The organism is Marinobacter sp. EhC06, assembly GCF_001650915.1.
In the GTDB taxonomy this organism is placed as follows: Bacteria; Pseudomonadota; Gammaproteobacteria; order Pseudomonadales; family Oleiphilaceae; genus Marinobacter.
In genome coordinates this window covers 1-16749 of the sequence record NZ_LXYO01000009.1, presented here as the reverse complement: position 1 = coordinate 16749, position 16749 = coordinate 1, and the positions used below count along the sequence as shown (strand labels likewise).

At 52.2% G+C, this 16749-nt stretch carries 14 protein-coding genes; 5 read left to right on the top strand and 9 right to left on the bottom strand.

Annotated elements, in window-relative coordinates:
• Positions 1-55: 55 nt before the first annotated feature.
• On the top strand, positions 56-508 hold the full coding sequence (locus tag A8B84_RS04980) for a PaaI family thioesterase (RefSeq protein ID WP_064226797.1): 453 nt from the start codon (positions 56-58) through the stop codon (positions 506-508).
• A gap of 48 nt (positions 509-556) precedes the next feature.
• A complete protein-coding gene (locus A8B84_RS04975) occupies positions 557-1342 on the top strand; it encodes an SDR family NAD(P)-dependent oxidoreductase (RefSeq protein ID WP_064226796.1) in 786 nt (261 codons plus the stop codon).
• A gap of 115 nt (positions 1343-1457) precedes the next feature.
• On the opposite strand, the gene A8B84_RS22115 is transcribed toward A8B84_RS04975, so the two are convergent.
• The 9 genes from A8B84_RS22115 to dctP form a co-directional block, all read right to left on the bottom strand.
• Positions 1458-1607 carry an integrase core domain-containing protein gene (locus tag A8B84_RS22115; RefSeq protein WP_138102989.1) on the bottom strand — a complete coding sequence of 50 codons (150 nt, stop codon included), beginning with the start codon at positions 1605-1607 and terminating at the stop codon, positions 1458-1460.
• A gap of 204 nt (positions 1608-1811) precedes the next feature.
• Positions 1812-2276 carry a MaoC/PaaZ C-terminal domain-containing protein gene (locus A8B84_RS22110; protein WP_227512602.1) on the bottom strand — a complete coding sequence of 155 codons (465 nt, stop codon included), beginning with the start codon at positions 2274-2276 and terminating at the stop codon, positions 1812-1814.
• Between the two features lie 27 nt (positions 2277-2303).
• Complete coding sequence (locus tag A8B84_RS04970; RefSeq protein WP_201257860.1) at positions 2304-3182, bottom strand: TetR/AcrR family transcriptional regulator; 879 nt, start codon at positions 3180-3182, stop codon at positions 2304-2306.
• 95 nt (positions 3183-3277) lie between these two features.
• A complete protein-coding gene (locus tag A8B84_RS04965; protein WP_201257859.1) occupies positions 3278-4048 on the bottom strand; it encodes an enoyl-CoA hydratase/isomerase family protein in 771 nt (256 codons plus the stop codon).
• Between the two features lie 32 nt (positions 4049-4080).
• Entirely contained in the window at positions 4081-5256 is a 1176-nt protein-coding gene (locus tag A8B84_RS04960; RefSeq protein WP_064226794.1) for a thiolase family protein, read from the bottom strand.
• Positions 5257-5273: 17 nt separating this feature from the next.
• Positions 5274-6038 (bottom strand): SDR family NAD(P)-dependent oxidoreductase, encoded by a 765-nt coding sequence (locus A8B84_RS04955; RefSeq protein WP_064226793.1) that lies wholly within the window; start codon positions 6036-6038, stop codon positions 5274-5276.
• Positions 6035-7696, bottom strand: a complete 1662-nt coding sequence (locus tag A8B84_RS04950; RefSeq protein WP_064226792.1) for an AMP-binding protein — start codon at positions 7694-7696, stop codon at positions 6035-6037. The genes A8B84_RS04955 and A8B84_RS04950 overlap by 4 nt, the downstream gene beginning before the upstream one ends.
• A gap of 21 nt (positions 7697-7717) precedes the next feature.
• Positions 7718-9754: a TRAP transporter large permease subunit gene (locus A8B84_RS21215; RefSeq protein WP_161487074.1), complete on the bottom strand. Its 2037-nt coding sequence runs from the start codon at positions 9752-9754 to the stop codon at positions 7718-7720.
• A gap of 70 nt (positions 9755-9824) precedes the next feature.
• Positions 9825-10850, bottom strand: coding sequence for a TRAP transporter substrate-binding protein DctP (gene dctP, locus A8B84_RS04940; protein WP_064226791.1), 1026 nt, complete (start codon positions 10848-10850; stop codon positions 9825-9827).
• Positions 10851-11363: 513 nt separating this feature from the next.
• Here dctP and A8B84_RS04935 point away from each other — a divergent pair.
• From A8B84_RS04935 to A8B84_RS04925, 3 genes are all read left to right on the top strand, one after another.
• Positions 11364-12962, top strand: a complete 1599-nt coding sequence (locus A8B84_RS04935) for a tannase/feruloyl esterase family alpha/beta hydrolase (RefSeq protein WP_082905081.1) — start codon at positions 11364-11366, stop codon at positions 12960-12962.
• 260 nt (positions 12963-13222) lie between these two features.
• Positions 13223-15133, top strand: a complete 1911-nt coding sequence (locus A8B84_RS04930; RefSeq protein WP_064226789.1) for a methyl-accepting chemotaxis protein — start codon at positions 13223-13225, stop codon at positions 15131-15133.
• Between the two features lie 88 nt (positions 15134-15221).
• Positions 15222-16136 (top strand): DMT family transporter, encoded by a 915-nt coding sequence (locus A8B84_RS04925; protein ID WP_064226788.1) that lies wholly within the window; start codon positions 15222-15224, stop codon positions 16134-16136.
• The last annotated feature ends 613 nt before the right edge of the window (positions 16137-16749 follow it).

Genomic DNA, 16749 nt, shown 5'->3' with positions numbered 1-16749 from the left:
TGTTGCGCAAGTGCGTAAACAAATCGGCCTTTCATTGATTCAGGAGAACGGTTCTATGAATGTAAACAATATCCATCCCACCCTTAGCGGGCTGGAACAACTCCAGGCAATGCTGGCTAGCGGGAACGGCGCACCGATCGGCGAAACACTCAAGTTCCGTCTTGTCGAAATTGATGACGGCCACGCTGTTTTCGAAGCCGAACCGGGCCCTCATGCCTACAACCCCATCGGCAGCATACACGGCGGATTTGCCGCAACGTTGCTCGACAGCGCTTGTGGCTGTGCCGTCCATTCAAAACTCAGGGCTGACCAGATTTACACGACCCTGGAACTCAAAACTGCTTACCACCGTGGGATGACGGCCGAAACCGGTACGGTGCGAGCCATCGGTTCCGTGGTCACGATAGGCCGCCGCACAGCCTTTGCAGAGGCCCGTCTTGTTGATGGAAATGACCGACTTCTGGCGTCCGCAACGTCGACCCTGCTCGTAATGGAGCGCCAATTCTGAAATCTGGTTGTTGCCTGGATTCGAACCGACACCTGGAGAACTGACGTTATGAAAGATATCAAGCAATGGGTGCTCATCACGGGCGCCTCAAGTGGTCTCGGCACGGTGTTTGCTCGCGAATACGCGAAGAAAGGCTATAACCTTGTATTAACTGCGCGACGGATCGACGCCCTGAAAAAGCTGGCTGATGAGCTCACCACAGCACACCGCGTCGAATGTCACGTAGAACCAGCGGATCTTAGCACCGTTGGTGCGGCGGCCAAGCTTAAGAAAGCGCTGGACGCCATCCCGATCAATGTCGATGTCCTGATCAACAACGCAGGGATGGGTATACATGGCGATTTTCTTGAGAGTTCGCACGAGAAGCTCGCGTGTATGCTGCAGCTCGATATTGTTGCACTGACGGAACTGACCCATGTCTTTGGTCAGTCGATGGTGGGCCGTGGCGCAGGGAAAATTCTGCTGGTATCCAGCGTACTGGGATACCAAGCTGCGCCGGGTTATGCCGCTTATGCGGCCAGCAAAGCGTACGTGCTGTCTCTGGGTGAATCGTTGCACGAGGAACTTAAAACCTCGGGAGTCACTTTGACGGTGCTGTCGCCCGGTCTGACCAACACCGATTTCATTTCCGTTGCTGAGCAACCGGTGTCACCTGCGATGAAGAGAGTGATGATGGAGCCCGTGCCGGTCGTAAAAGCTGGCATAAGGGCTCTTGAGTCTGGCCGGGCGAGCGTGGTTCCCGGTTGGTTTAACCTCATCTCCTCCCAATCTAATCGTTTTACTCCAAGGTCCTTGCAGAGGCGGTTTATGGCTCGGGCATTGAGAGGGCACTAATTCATTCAATCGATTTGAGCGCGTATCATCTTCCGGAATTACCCAGTGACTGTGGTCTCAAACCCATTGCTTGGGCATTTGCCCGCCACCTCATCATCATGACCCTGACCCCCTATTAGGTCCACCCAGAGTTGGAAAAATCCGGCTCCAGTTGCTTCTGTTTTCTTCGTGAAACCGCATGTTTTCTGGCGTAGTCCGAGGGCGTGCACCACTCCAATGCAGAATGGGGTCTGACTTGATTATAGAATGTTCGCCACGCTTCGATTTTCCGCTCATACTTGCTTCAGGAGCAACAAAATCAGGCTGCCTGAAAAACGTGACTTCTTCAGGCAGAATCTCCCTGCGTTTAGCTTACGAAAGGTTCTACTTTTGAAAACTGCTATTTTTCGACAAGATTACCGATGACTCCTAAAATGCGCTTTCCCCGAATGGGTCCAAAAAATCCGGAGAAAGCGACTTGAACAACCGCTTACATCGATTTCGACCTGGTGCGTTGAAGCAGTACGGTCAATCGGTATTCCAAAACAATCTCTTCATTCGCTCGCGATAATTCGACATGAAACTCAACCCATCCATCGCCCAATCTGGTTCGATGAGGCCAGGCAGTTGAGACTGTCGCTTTCAGATGTAAGTGGTCACCTGGAACCACAGGCAGTCTCATTCGAAAATCGTCAACACCGCCACCTGCTACCACATTTGTTTGCAGCAGGACGGCCTCACACAGGAGGCGTTGCGCGATGCCAAATGTATGAACACCACTTGCGCAAAACACCCCCAGCGGAGTGTGCCGTGCACGCTCGGGGGAAGTGTGTAATTCCAGAGGATCATACTTCCTAGCGAACTGGATGATTTCTTCCTGCGTTACTAAATAAGAGCCATGGGTCCAGGCACTGCCGGCAGCAAAATCCTCCCAAAACAAACGCTTTGTACTCACCCTGGTCTTCAAACAGATGTCCCCGCTTTAAGTTGAGCCGACACCAACCACGCCGCGGATACAGAACGTGACAATTCGCTCTGCACGCTTCATTCTCTCTTTCTCGGAGAGCTCGGCCTGCAACGCGAGCGGACCTACCAGGCCCTCAAACAGCGCGCCCACAATACAGCCTGCTGACACTTCTGGGTCCTGCTCAATGATTGTCCCTTCATTCATTCCCTCTCTGATCAGCGTTTCATAAACACGCTCCAGCCTGCGGCGATAACGAAGCCGTTCCATTTCAATATCCGCGTCTACAGGCTCAGCGACCAGAGCGTGAGCAAGCCTCCAGCCACGCACGGCACGCTCAGCGAAGGTCCTGACGGAAATTTCTAAACGCATTATCGGTGTACCTTCCGACATCGAAGCACCAGCAGCAGCATTCACTTCCCGGCCTGCGACCCTTGCAACCACCTTTCTCATCAATTCGTTCTTAGAAGGGAAATAGCGGTACAAGGTGCTCAATGCCAAACCCGATTTCTCCGCTATCCCACTCATTTGAGCGTTTCGAAATCCATTTTCGGCAACAAGAAGCACTGCAGCGGAAACGATACGGTCCGATTTATCGTTTGGCATCGGAACGGAAAAAGGAAGATTCGAACCCGTCGGGAGCTCCGCTGAACCGTTTGCAAGCTCCGCTGGCAAATCAGAGCTTTCACTGGCCTCCACAAGCTTAACGAACCAAAGTGTCGCGAAACGTTGAGCCTCTGCAAGATCCTCGGTGCGTGAGCTCACCCGGTGAATCTTGCCATCCACACTGCACTGACACTGCCAGAAACGGCTGTTCTTGCGCCTGTGAATACTGACCCGACCTCCGGCTGCAGAGGCTTTGGAATCAGATGCGTGTATGTTGGCTTCGGTTGTCATTGGATACTCTGATTGGTTTCAGGAACGATGGCCGGTAGCGGAATGTATACCACCTGGCGCCACCGTTCCATGGTGGCCTTTTCCTTCATTGGTCGTTATTCGCTCGCTGGAACAGGGCGCTTGCGATTGAGAAACGTACCTACTCCGTCGCGAAAAACAGAAGAACTTGCGAACCCTTCCAGCGTCGCGATTTCCATCTCCAGCATGGAAGTGAGCGACACTTCATCGGTCAGGGCCAGTAGGCGTTTTGCCCTAAGAACCGCATCCGGATGCCCGACACTCATCGAACGTGCCAGCTCCACGGCCCTAGTGTCCAGGCTTTCCGGGGACACTACTTCAAGACAGATTCCCCAGTCCAGTGCTTGCTGGGCATCGATGGCAGCCGCGCTAAGTATCATCCACCGGGCCCTCGCTCGCCCGATCACACGATGAAGACGGGCCGTCGAGCCGCCACCGGGCAAGAGACCATTCGCCAGATGTGCATCGCCTAAAGTCGCATCCGTTGAAGCCACGACTGCGTCACAGGCCAGCAGTAGCTCCAGCCCGCCCGCCCGGGCAGCGCCTTGCACCGCCCCAATCACCAGTAGATGCGATCGTTCGAAGCGTTGGGTAGCTTCCCGAAAGAGGTTCAGTAATTTACGCACACTCTTGGATCCATTCTCGCTGAGCTCACGGAGATCCGCACCCGCACAAAAGTGTTTACCCATGCCCCTGAGAACAATGGCGCGGGCATCCGGCTCACTTTCGGCTGCGTCTATTGATTCAAGCACAAGGGAGAGCGTCTCAGCGTTGAGAGCATTTGCAAACTCTGGCCGAGAGAGCGTAATGGTAACGACGTTACCCTCTATCTGAGCAATCCGGGTCAAAAAACCGCTATCTGTTTTTTGAGACATCATCGTTAAACCTCTACCGCCAAAGCCAATGCTTCTCCGCCGCCCAGGCAGATTGCGCATACACCACGTCCACCACCACGTTGCCGAAGTGTCGCCAGAAGGGTTGTCAGAATACGGGCTCCACTGGCGCCAATTGGATGGCCCAGCGCGCAAGCACCTCCGCGAACGTTTAATACCTCATAATCAATACCCAGTTCCCGATGGGCAATGATGGGTACCACCGCAAATGCCTCATTGATCTCAAACAGGGCAACATCGGACACTTTCCACTGAAGTCGATCCAGAAGTGAGTGAATAGCACCTACAGGAGAACTGCAGAATTTCCCCGGTTCTTGGGCAAAGACAGAATGGCCAACGATCCAGCCCGCAGGAGTGACACCACTTTGTTGACGGACCCATTGCTCGCTAGCCAAGGTGATTGCCGCGGCACCGTCGGAAATGGAGGAAGCATTGCCGGGCGTAACCAGGCCCTGCTCCGAGAATGCGGGTTTCAACTTCGGAATCGCCTCCAGTTTTGCACGCCGGGGCTGCTCGTCACTGTCTATTTCCACGGTGCCGGCTTTGGTGGTAACAGACACCGGAGCGATCTCGTCAGCCAGTATTCCCGACATTGCGGTCTCCTGGGCACGCGCCAGCGACTGACAGGCAAATTGATCGGCCTCCTGGCGCTCAATGCCGAACTCCTTGGCGGCCTCGTCAGCAAATGCGCCCATTGACTTACCCCGGGTATAGGCGTCTTCCAGGCCATCTCTCTGCATACTGTCTACCAGGGAACCATGGCCGAACTTGCTCCCCCGGCGATGATCAGTCAGGAGGAATGGCGCATTGCTCATACTTTCCATGCCTCCACAGACAAGGCTGTCTGCGGCCCCGGAAAGTAGCGTCGAATGGGCAAGTATGACGGCCTGGAGCCCGGACCCACACATCTTGTTGACGGTGGTGGCCGGCATACCGATACCCAGCCCGGCACTCAACGCCGCCTGGCGAGCCGGCGCCTGACCTAGCCCGGCCGGGAGCACGCAGCCCATGATGACGCCGTCGGGGTTCAACTCAGATATGCCGGCACGCTCTACGGCCGCGTTGATCGCGTGAGCGCCCAGATCTGTCGCGGAAAGCGTCGACAGCTCTCCCAGCAAGCCTCCGATCGGTGTTCGGGCAAACGATAATATCGCCGTTCTCATCGTTATGATTCCTCGCTTTAGTTCAGTCTTGCGCCGCCGTCCAGCCGAATACAGGAGGCGTTAAGGTAAGAATTGGTGATCACGTGATGCACAAGCGCCGCAAATTCAGATGGGCGGCCTAGTCGATCGGGATACAGCATTGATTTCTTCAGCGCGCTAACCCCCTGTTCTGGGATGTCATCAAAAATCGGTGTTTCAAAGAGCCCGGGAGCTAAAGCCACACATCTGACAGCAAACTCTTTCAGTTCGCGCGCGACGGGCAACGATAGGCCAATGATTCCGGCCTTGCTTGCCGAATACGCGGAATGACCTCTCTGACCATCGAAAGCGGCAACTGAAGCCGTATTTATGATGACGCCGCGCTCACCGGTCTCTGCATCAGGGCTATTTCGAACCATCCGCTCCGCAGCCAGACGCATTACATTGAAAGTTCCGGTGAGATTGATATCAACGACTCGCTTCCAAAGCTCGTAATCATGTGCCACTCCTCTGGATACAATCTTTGCCGACGACGGGACACCAGCGCAGTTAATTACGAATCGAATATCCCCGAACTCTTTCTCACAGAGGTCAAGACCATTTGATACGGCATCCGGATCCCTGACATCGGCAAGTGCCGCCAGGGCATTCTCACCAAGCTCAATGCACGTCTCAGCTAGGTTTGATTCGTTGAGATCAAGCAAAACAACCTTTGCCCCTGAAGCAACCAGGTTCTCTGCAACGCCTTTGCCTAATCCGGAACCGCCGCCTGTGACGATTCCGGCCACGCCCTCCAGTCTCATGCCTGAGCTCCTTCATTCCTTTCCTCTTCAGTCAGCTCCTGACGCAGACGGAATCTTTGAACTTTTCCAGAGGGTGTCTTAGGCAACACAGACTTGTAATGAATGCGGCGTGGATAGGCGTGAGCGGCATATTCTTTTTTCACCTTCGCCTGCAACTCTTGCGTTAGTTCATCGCTGGGTACGACGTCATCCGCCAGAGCTACAACTGCTTCTAGAACCTGCCCTCTGAGTTCGTCAGGGAGTGCGATTACCGCACACTCCACCACTGCTGGGTGAGTGACCAGTACCGACTCCACTTCAAACGGCCCGATCCGATACCCAGCCATGATAATGACGTCATCATCACGGGACGAAAAATAATACATCCCATCTTCGTCGACTCTGGCGATATCGCCAGTGAGATACCACTTGCCGTCGGGGGTGAGACGTTCTGCGGTCTTTTTCGGCGCATCGATATAACCTTCAAACCAGGCCATAGGACTCTTCGACAAATCGAAAGCAAGCAGACCTGGTTGATTCGGGCCCAATGGTCTCAACGTTTTTTCATCGAGGATGGCAGCGCTCCATCCAGGCATCGGCCGCCCCATGGATCCGGGGCGAATTGGTTCGCGCAATTCGGGATGATGATGGTTGTTTACGATCATGCCCGCCTCCGTCTGCCCGAAATGGTCATGCACTTCCACTCCAAGCGCTTCCGGCGCCCACCGATTAACGTCAGGAGTCAGTGGCTCTCCAGCAGCGGATGCACAGCGTAGTCGGATAGACGGAGTTTGGCCTTCAAAGGTTCTGAGTGACCGATAGACCGTTGGCGCAGCAGTAAAGTTGGTAACCTTTTCCTGCTCCAAGATCTTGAAAGTAGCCTCCGGAGAGAACTTACCCGTATAGAGCAGTCCTGCAACGCCTGTGGTAAGTACGGCAAGGATCCCGAAGTAAAGACCGTACCCCCACCCGGGATCCGCCGCATTCCAGAAGACATCGTCCGGACGAACGTTCAATCCAAATTCGGCGTAGGCCTGAAATGATGCCAACGCCTTTATGGGTACTGGTACGCCTTTTGGTGTGCCAGTGGTTCCAGACGTGTATATTTCGATAAAGGTGGTATCACCATTTCCGACATAGGGCGCGTAGCCAGGTCGCCCCTTGGCCATCAAGTCTTCAAAACGGAAGTCAGCATCGCCAACTTTTTCGCTTGATACGACAACCCAGTTCTCGCCTTGCCCGGACGCACGGATTTGCTTCAGTTTGTCCAGGTGAACTGCATCGCTAAACACCACTTTAGCGCCGCTTGAGGTCAGGCGCATTTCAATGGCTGGTCCGGCAAACGCTGTAAAAAGCGGAACATGAACGGCGCCCAAGCGCCAGATTGCCAGAATAGTTTCAAGGTATTCCTGGCTTTTGCCCATCAATGTCGCTATCCGATCGCCCGACCGAAACCCTTCTGAATAAAGGGCCTGTGCTAATTTTTCTGAGCGAGTACGGAGTTCACCGAATGTAATCGCTTTTGTTGAAAAATCTTCACGGATGATACGGAATGCGAGGTCATTAATCGGGTGGTCGTCGCACAGCAGGCCCGCTGCGGCCCGTGACGGCCCAGAATAAAGTGCGATCAACTCATCCACGCGTTGGTCGACTATGCTTGTTGTATTTTGCTTTTCCATTGTTGTTCTCCTGTCACGATCTTATTGAATTTGATCCGGTAGCCAGTGCACGATTTCGGGAAATACGGCAATGAGCAGCAGGTTAAGGAGTAGAATCGCCACGAACGGGAGAGCACCCATGACGATATCCCGGAACGAAACTTCGGCACTGATGCCCCGCAGGACGAAAAGAATGATGCCAACCGGTGGCGTAATCAGCCCTATCTCAATCACGATCATCAGGGCAATGCCGAACCAGATCTCGTCATAACCCGCCAGGGCAACAATCGGGAAGGTCATGCTAACCGTCATCAGAATCATCGAAATTGGATCGATGAACATGCCCAGAACTATGTAGACAATCGTGATGCAAAGCATGAGAACCCATGGAGTGAGATCCTGAGCCTCGACGAAGCTAACCAGTGCTTGTGGAATACGGGCATAGTCAACGATCCAGCCAAGAATCCCCGCACCCACAACAATCACTAACACGGCGCTAGTAAGAATCGCAGTTTCTGACAGGGCCTCTCCCAGCATTTTGACGTTGAGCCTGCCCTTCAGTGCGGCGATCAGGGCCGACATTGCGGCACCTACCGCCCCGGCTTCCGTTGGCGTTGCGATTCCAAGGTAAAGCACTGAGAAAACGCCAATAATCAGAGCCATAAACGGTAGAACCGAAACCAGAGCAGTTGTTTTTTCACGCCAACTGTAACGTCGAGTGGCACCGGTGGAGCCTGGAACAAACTTCGCCCATGCAAATACCAGTAACATCATGCTCAACAGCGCCATAAGGCCAGGTATCATGCCTGCGGCAAAGAGCTGCGTTACCGGTGCGCCGACCATCGCTCCATAAATAATCAAGGGAATGCTCGGAGGAATAAGAATGCCTAGCGTTCCACCACCCGCGATCGCGCCCATGGAAATTCTGGGGCTGTAACCGCGGGACATCATTTCCTCACCCGCCGTCTTACCAATCGTAGCGGCAGTAGCGATACTGGAACCGGAGAATGCCGCGAAGATACCTCCGGCCCCGATAGTTGCGTGGGCCAGACCACCAGGCAACCTGCCAGTCCAGGCAGCAAGTGCAGTGAAGAGACTTCCCGTGATGCCGGAACGCATCAGGATGCTTCCCATCAGGATGAACATAGGAACGGCAGCGTAGGTGAAGCTGTTGATCCCATTCCAGTATCGATCAGCAACTGCCGTCAATTGGGGCAGTGGTAGCAGAAAAGCGAGCCCCAGAAGACCAGCCAATCCCAAGCCAAGTGCCACCTCCATACCGAGGCTTAGCAAAACCAATACTGTTCCGAGAACAACCAGTCCAACCACCAGCGTCGAACTCTCAGCTGCAGCCACAAATGCGAAGGCGCCAACCGCCAATATCAAGGCCAGAATGCTGGCTGTCTTGAAGCCATTGGTCAGTGCGGCTCCAAGTACGCAGAATACGGCAATCAATGGCATCCCGACGTTAATGCGGACGCCCAAGGTTTCAACCGTGGAATTGCCTATAGCAAGGGCGAGCCCGCACCCGGCTATGACCAACCATGGCGCGAAGGCACGAAATCGCAAGGGTGATAATTCACTAGCCTCATCGTGCATCCGCTTCAGCATAGCCATCAGGAAAACGGCTAAACCAGCGACTATCGGAACCTGAGGCATCCACAAAGGGACCGAAAGCAAACCCCAACTTCTTGAATCGGTGACGTACTCCGAAAACAGGTAAAGGGACATTTGCCATGTTGAAAGAACAACAAATGTTACCCCCAACCATTGAGCCAAGCTCGACACTCCAGGGCGGACTGAATCTGGAAGTAGGTCTACTACAAACTCAATTCTGATGTGCTCTTTGCGCCTGTAAGCCCACCCTAAGGTAAGAAATACACTAGCGATAACCAGGTAAGTTGATAGCTCTGTTACCCAATAGGTTGGAGAATTGAAGAGGTATCGAGATACGACTTCAAAGATAATGATCCCGAGCAGTCCGGCGACGGAAGCACCCCCCAGCGATCCTGTAGTAGCGATGAGTTTTTCTATAACGAAGGATTGTCGACCATGACTCCGGTGAAACGCTGGAGCCATGGCTGAGTCCTGTCGAGAATCAACGTATTCCGACATTTCTCTTTCTCTCTAACTTTAGCCTATCGGCAAATTAATGCAGTTCATTTCCGGTAGCGTTCCGAGTCTGTTCGATGATGGACTGGCCATCAAAGCCCTTCTCCGAAGCCCGCTGAACCCACTTATCCACGACCGGGCTAACGGTTTCCGGAGTGAAAATCTGTTCCCGCTGCTCTTGATCAATGTTGACCACAGTCAAGCCGTTGTTACGCATGCCATCGATACATTCTCCAGAAGCTTCCGCGAAATTCTTCCACATGGTTTCTTCTAGCTCTTGGCCAATGCGCTTCAAAATTTTCTGGTCTTCAGATGAAAGGCTGTCCCAGACATCCCGATTAACCAGAACTGCCCACCCTTGAATGGGACCAATTCCCCAGTCTTGGATATGAGAAACGCTGCGCCACAACTCCTGGTGGTAGGCATAACAAGCCGGCGTGAACAATCCATCGATCAGGTTACGCTCCAGACCAACGGCAATTTCACTTGCGTCCAGCGGCGTTGGACGAGCGCCAAGGTTCGCAATAAATTGGGCGGTTTCGGGGTTATGAACTCGGATCTTCATACCTTGAAAATCTTCTGCACTGGTAACGGGCTTGGTTGTAAACAGCACATGCGTGGACCAGGCACCTTCCACCAAGGGGACGGCGTTCCAGTTCTCTCTCCAAACCTGATCCAGCTCGTCCCGCCAAAAAGCGTCCATCACATTCTGATAATCAGACTGGGTCTGAATCAGGCCTGGAAGACTCTGCAACCCCATAAGGGGCTCCGAACCAGAGATGTATGGGTGAACACCCAATACCAGATCCACACGACCATCTCGGACCGCGGGCGATAGTTGGGCGCCCTTTAGGAGGGAATCGTTCACGACAATGGATATACCACTACCTCGTAAGGCTTCGTTGGCCTTCTCGGCAAAGCCGTGGGAAACCGTCTCCACAGTGGTCCCCGGCACCGCCATTGTGGCCATTGTGAGCTGGCGCTCTTGAGCAAATGCGCTATTGATGGTGCCGACCAGCGCTGCAATCAGCCCAACACCCAATACTTTCGATTTACTAACCATGATGCTTACCCCTTGTTGTTTTGTTTTGAGCAGGGCCGTTGCTCCGACCTTACTCTTCGCAAACCATAGCACACACAAGCACAAAGTGTGTATTTTTAGAAATAGTAATTTTCTCTATGTGTTCATTAATTTTAATTGAATAAAACAATGGTCGCTCACGGAAATTCCGGCTTCCTGATCTTTTGGACTACAGAGATAAGCTACCGAGATCGATCACTAAAATTTCTATCTAACTGTATGCAATAGTTATTTTCTTGAGAATTTCGGACAGAAGGTAGCGAAACTGCCCCTTAAGGAACCCTCGTGTAAAGCTTGTACGATTTTGTCAGAGCATCGCCGTAGCGTGACAACACTTAGTAAATTTCTCTTGAACACAATTCAATATCGATATTCAATAATTCGTTTTTTGCACATTTGTGAGAAAGAAGCTAGGCTTCAACGGGCAAAGAGGAAGATGAGCCTTGCCTCATCGTCTTCTCAGCACAAAATCAACAAAAATGGGGATCATCAAAGATGAGCAAGCGAATACAAAATGACTACCCAGGAGTTCGTTTGGCTTTGGTAGCCGGACTGGCCCTTTTCACCGCTGTTCTCACGGGTTGTAACGATGACGATGGCAGCGACACATCATCGCTGAGCGATGCACAAGCAAAGTGCGCAGACTTCCAGGGTAAGGCGTTCGGAGAAGCAACGATAACAAGCACGACTTTTGTCCCAGCTACTGAGGAGGCTTCCGAGCACTGTCTGGTCTACGGCGAAATGGATAAAGATCTAGATTTTGAAGTACGCATGCCAACTGATTGGAATGGCCGGACCGTTTTTGCAGGGGGAGGTGGATTCGATGGCAACATTACTAATCCTACGTCCCAGACCGAAGTGGGGACTGCTTTAGCACTGTCTCCAGATCTCGTCAAAAGAGGATATGCGACGATAGCCACGAATCATGGTCATAGTGTGGAAGATTTTCCTGACCAGTCATGGGCCCTGGATGAACAAATGCTCAAGGACTATGCGTACCAGTCGGTCCCAAGGGTAATGTCACCCGCAAGCCAAATTCTGACTACACAGTATGGAGGGTCTTGGGGAAGCACGAAAACCATTTACGAAGGCTGTTCAGGTGGTGGAAGGCAAGCTTTAATTCAAGCACAGCGACACCCCGACCTATTTGATGGAATTATCTCCCGAGCTCCAGCCAACGACTTCAATGCGCAGTTCCTCTGGTACCACAAGGTACTTAATCAGTTAGCCCAACCAGGAGCAGGACTGACTGACGCAAAAGTCCAAACGGTTCGCAATGCAATTATTGCAAAGTGCGATGCAAACGATGGACTAGAGGACGGAATACTTGGAAATCCCGAGTCGTGTGACTTCGATCCCTCTGAACTTGCATGCACTGGAATGGAAAACAACAGTTGCCTGACGGATCCCCAGATTGAGTCCGTACGATCGTTTTTCGCCCCCACCAATATAGCCAATGGTCGCTATACATGGCCTGGTTTTCTACCTAGCAGTGAGTTCAGACCCCTCGGCTGGGCCGACGATGGAACGGGCACCCGCCGTTCTTCAGCGGCCTGGCAACTAACGGAGGGTTACATCAAGTACATGGTTGCTCGCGACCCTTCTATCGACCCATTGGCACTTGACCCAGCGCAATTCACAGATCGAATCGACGAACTGGTGAACTTGATCGATGCCACTGACCCAGATCTGACAGAATTTAAAGACCAGGGAGGCAAACTCATCTTATGGACAGGTCTGTCAGACTCACTGATTACCGCAAACAATGCCACAGCCTATTACCAGAACGTGGTTGAAGAAATGGGCGGTGAAGAGGTTGTTCAGGAGTTTATGGAATACTACACCACGCCCGGCGTTGCACATTGTTTTGGCGGGGAAGGTGCAGACAAAGTCGATCTGGTCGGACCAATGTTCGAGTGGCTGGAAAATGGTACGCCACCAAGCAGCGAGCAGATTGTAGCGACCCAATGGTTTCCATCAGAAGGTGAGCCTGCTTTGAATCGTCCCGTTTGCCAGTATCCGAAATACCCAAGATACATTGAAGGCGGCGATCCTACTGCTGCGGCAAGCTTCGAATGTGTCCTGCCTCAATAGTCGTGCCATAACAGTGCGAATTTGTATGGACTCTCAAGGTATATAGAAGTTCTGTACTACCCGCAGTGCTGATGCTCTATTCAATGATTCGAGCATCAGCACTGTGAGAGTCAGCATGAGTGCAGTTCACTCGCAACGTACAAACGCACATCAGTTTGACCGCTTTCCCATACGGTTGATCGGTTAGCCCAGTACTCGAACGACAGAAAGACAATAGCAAGTTAATCGAGAAAAAGAACAACAGGAATGGACAGACTCACATGACCGTTAAAGCTCCCAGTTTATCCTGGCGCCAGAAATTCCTGGCCTTGATGATACTCACCCCAATCGGCCTGGCATTCATTGGAGGCGCTGTATTTTGGGGTTTGGAACGCGTTTCGCAGTCCTATGAGTCGATCTATAAAGTCATGCGCTATGGAAATGAAGTGGGCAATCTAGTGACCGAACTGAACGACATAGAAAAAAAGATCAGTTCACTTACAACAGAAAATATAAACGCCACGAGGACTGATCTGAATCAGCTGATAGCAGAAGCCACCCAAATAAAAGAACAAGGCAGGGAGGTAGGCGATGCAGGAACGCTAAACTACGCCGATCAGATTCAAGAAGAGATACGACGCTACGTTGAGCTCAGAAAGCAATGGCTGAAACAGATCCAAACTCTGGGGTTATCTGAAAACGAGGGTATTCGACACGAAGTCGAGAAGGTTCTAGTAAAGCTGCAAAACCTCTCCATGACGGCGACAGACGAGGCCGTTAAGGACATCGCTCAAACTAAACAGGGTTACGTCGACTATCGAAACTCGGACTTTGCCGATTCAGCGAACGAAGCCGTCGCTGAACTCGAACAGTTGGTTGAAGAATATGGTTGGCAAAATAACGTCATCGGCGAAACCGCCCACAATTATCGCCAAATTTTTGACCGAGCAGATGCGCTTCTTAGATCTGCTGGCGCCACAAAAACCAATGGGGATAGGATCGGTAATACGATACGAGACTTGGTCGCAGCTCAACAAGACTCTCTTCAATCCGGACTTATTGCCCAATCTATTGCCCGCGCTGAAGCTGCTGGAACTTCCGCCGAATTCGTTAGTTTAGGGGCTATCGCTTTCTGCGGCCCACTACTGATTCTGGCTCTCTTCCTGATTTCCCGTGCGTTGGTCAACCGACTTTATGAAGTGGTTGATTTGCTCTCCCAAGTTTCGGACGGCGACCTGACGCAGAAGCTGGCTCTGGGCACTAATGCGCGTGACGAATTCAATACGCTCGCACGAGCCACGAACCAAATGGTCGATAACATCGGCAAACTCATGAATGAGTCGATCGCAGGCACTGAAAACCTGCTCGAAGTGCATGGCGAACTCGATAAGACCATGTCACGCCTGGTCAAAAATAGCGAAACGGTGGAATCGCAAACTATTCAGGCCGCTGCTGGCAGCCAGCAGATCGCCGTCACCCTTAACGACGTTGCCGAGCGTACCAACCAGGTAGGTGTCTCGACACAATCTGCCAACGATGCAGCTAAAACCGGTGCGCAAGTTGTACATGCCAGTGTCGAATCGATGCGTCGTCTATCGACGCTGATCCAGAGTACGCATGGACACGTGAAGCAACTAACCAAAGCCAGCGCCAATGTCACGGGCATCATCGATGTCATTAATGGTTTGGCTGAGCAAACCAATCTGTTGGCACTTAACGCAGCCATCGAGGCTGCTCGCGCAGGGGATGCCGGTCGCGGGTTCTCAGTTGTGGCAGACGAAGTGCGAACCCTCGCTCAGAAAACCGTTGCGGCAACCACAAATATTACGAGCATTATCGAAGATCTGAACTCTCAGACGATCAGCATGGACGCACTGGCGACCGATGGCCTGAGTATTGCCCAGGAAGGTGAAAAAAGCGCGAGTCTGATCGCCACCACCATGGGGAATATTACCGATTCCATTGAAAACCTAAATTCCGAGATGGATCAGGTTGTCGTCGCCGTGGAAGAGATATCTGCTACCAGCGAGGAAATTGCGCAGAAAATGGAAACTATTCGCGGTCAGAGCAGTGAGACACAGGCTATCGGGAAGGATCTTGGACGGCTGAACGAACGTCTCTCACATCAAGCTGGTTTGATTGCCGAAAGCACACGACGCTTCCGGATTGATGAAAACCGTCCTGATTGCTAAAGAACGCCTACGTTGGCCTCGATGAAATTACATTCCTTTTCCTGAGTTTAGAAAGAGGTCTGCTGGAATTCATGAGTAATTGAACAATATGCAACAGCCGCCAATAGATAACACCTCCACGCACCCCCTCGTTTGGTCGGCTGCTATGCCGGGGCTTTTTATTTTACTGTGGAGCACCGGCTTCATCGGGGCGCGCCTTGGGCTACCGCACGCTGATCCTTTTACCTTTCTCGCCCTGCGCATGGCGGCAGCGGCAGTTGTGCTATTGTTAGTTGCCCTCGCAACCCGCGCTTCCTGGCCGACCAGCCCAGTTAGCATTCTGCACACGGTAATTGTAGGGCTGCTGGTGCATGGTGCTTTTCTCGGCGGCCTCTTCTGGGCAATCGATCATGGCTTATCCGCCGGCGTCGCAGCTATTATCGTTGCGATCCAGCCCCTACTAACTGCCGTGCTCGCAGGATTTTTTCTCGACGAGCGCCTACTCGCCAGAGAGTGGGCAGGCTTGTTACTCGGTCTGGCCGGCGTCTTACTGGTGGTATCAAGTCGGGTTGGAGTCGATGGTGTGAGCCCGATAGCTATTAGCGGGGCGGTAGTAGCACTATTTGGTATCACCGTGGGCACTTTGTATCAAAAGCGGTATAGCGCAACGATGGACCTCCGAAGCGGGGGCTGCATTCAGTATTTTGCTGTGTCGTTAGTTTTTACGATCATGGCAATCACCATGGAAGATATGCACGTTGCATGGACTGGAGAGTTTACCTTCGCCCTAGTTTGGCTAACTCTAGTACTTTCCTTGGGCGCTGTTGGCCTGTTATTTACACTGATCCGTCGTGGCGCAGCGTCTAAAGTAGCCAGCCTCTTCTACTTGGCCCCACCATTTACCGTTGTCCTTGACTATCTTTTGTTCGACGAAGTGCTTGAAAAACGCGCAATCCTGGGGCTTGTTGTTGTGTCGATCGGAGTAGCACTGGTCAATCTAAAAACTATGCGATTTCAAAAATAGCACTATCTCAATGAGATCCTGCAGCAGGAGTGAGCACTTCCAAACCGATTAAGTCCAGATAACTGTGATTTTCGTTTGTACTTAAAAGCCCGTTTTCTCAAGCTAGAAATCCGGTAATTCTTTAACATGTCAACCACTACGCAAATCAAGAATTTCCGAGATCTGGGAAATGGGGGTGACTACAGTTCGCCACAAAGGCTCACCTGGTAGAAACTGCGACAATTGAAAAGACCGCCAGAGATCGTACAGGACCGCGCCACTCACCAGATCATTACTTCAAAATTTTACAAGTGTCGTTCATACGGAATAGACGTTCTGACTATCGACGCCGACAGGCGCATTTCCACAGTTGATCTCCGCCTGAGAACGAAAAAATCGCTTCTACGGTATTTGGGGAGCACCACATGGTCTCAGGCAGAATCAAATTGGCAGGGAGAATGTGGGTCATCAACCATTAAATCCGTATACCCCATTATTTTCAGAGGGAAGTTATCGGTAGAGATGAAGCCCGGGACCCTAAGACCCCGGTCATTCACCAAGCTTCATTAATTAACTAATATTCAATGGGTTTGTAACCATCCCCTAAAATCGGTGCATGCGTAATTAGAGTTCT

Bases quoted from the DNA above. Each gene is read 5' to 3' on its own strand.
- A8B84_RS04970 (WP_201257860.1), bottom strand. From the start codon at position 3,182: ATGACAACCGAAGCCAACATACACGCATCTGATTCCAAAGCCTCTGCA.
- A8B84_RS04935 (WP_082905081.1), top strand. From the start codon at position 11,364: ATGAGCAAGCGAATACAAAATGACTACCCAGGAGTTCGTTTGGCTTTG.
- A8B84_RS21215 (WP_161487074.1), bottom strand. From the start codon at position 9,754: ATGGCTCCAGCGTTTCACCGGAGTCATGGTCGACAATCCTTCGTTATA.
- A8B84_RS04975 (WP_064226796.1), top strand. From the start codon at position 557: ATGAAAGATATCAAGCAATGGGTGCTCATCACGGGCGCCTCAAGTGGT.
- A8B84_RS04950 (WP_064226792.1), bottom strand. From the start codon at position 7,696: ATGGAAAAGCAAAATACAACAAGCATAGTCGACCAACGCGTGGATGAG.
- A8B84_RS04960 (WP_064226794.1), bottom strand. From the start codon at position 5,256: ATGAGAACGGCGATATTATCGTTTGCCCGAACACCGATCGGAGGCTTG.
- dctP (WP_064226791.1), bottom strand. From the start codon at position 10,850: ATGGTTAGTAAATCGAAAGTATTGGGTGTTGGGCTGATTGCAGCGCTG.
- A8B84_RS04930 (WP_064226789.1), top strand. From the start codon at position 13,223: ATGACCGTTAAAGCTCCCAGTTTATCCTGGCGCCAGAAATTCCTGGCC.
- A8B84_RS04955 (WP_064226793.1), bottom strand. From the start codon at position 6,038: ATGAGACTGGAGGGCGTGGCCGGAATCGTCACAGGCGGCGGTTCCGGA.
- A8B84_RS04925 (WP_064226788.1), top strand. From the start codon at position 15,222: ATGCAACAGCCGCCAATAGATAACACCTCCACGCACCCCCTCGTTTGG.
- A8B84_RS04980 (WP_064226797.1), top strand. From the start codon at position 56: ATGAATGTAAACAATATCCATCCCACCCTTAGCGGGCTGGAACAACTC.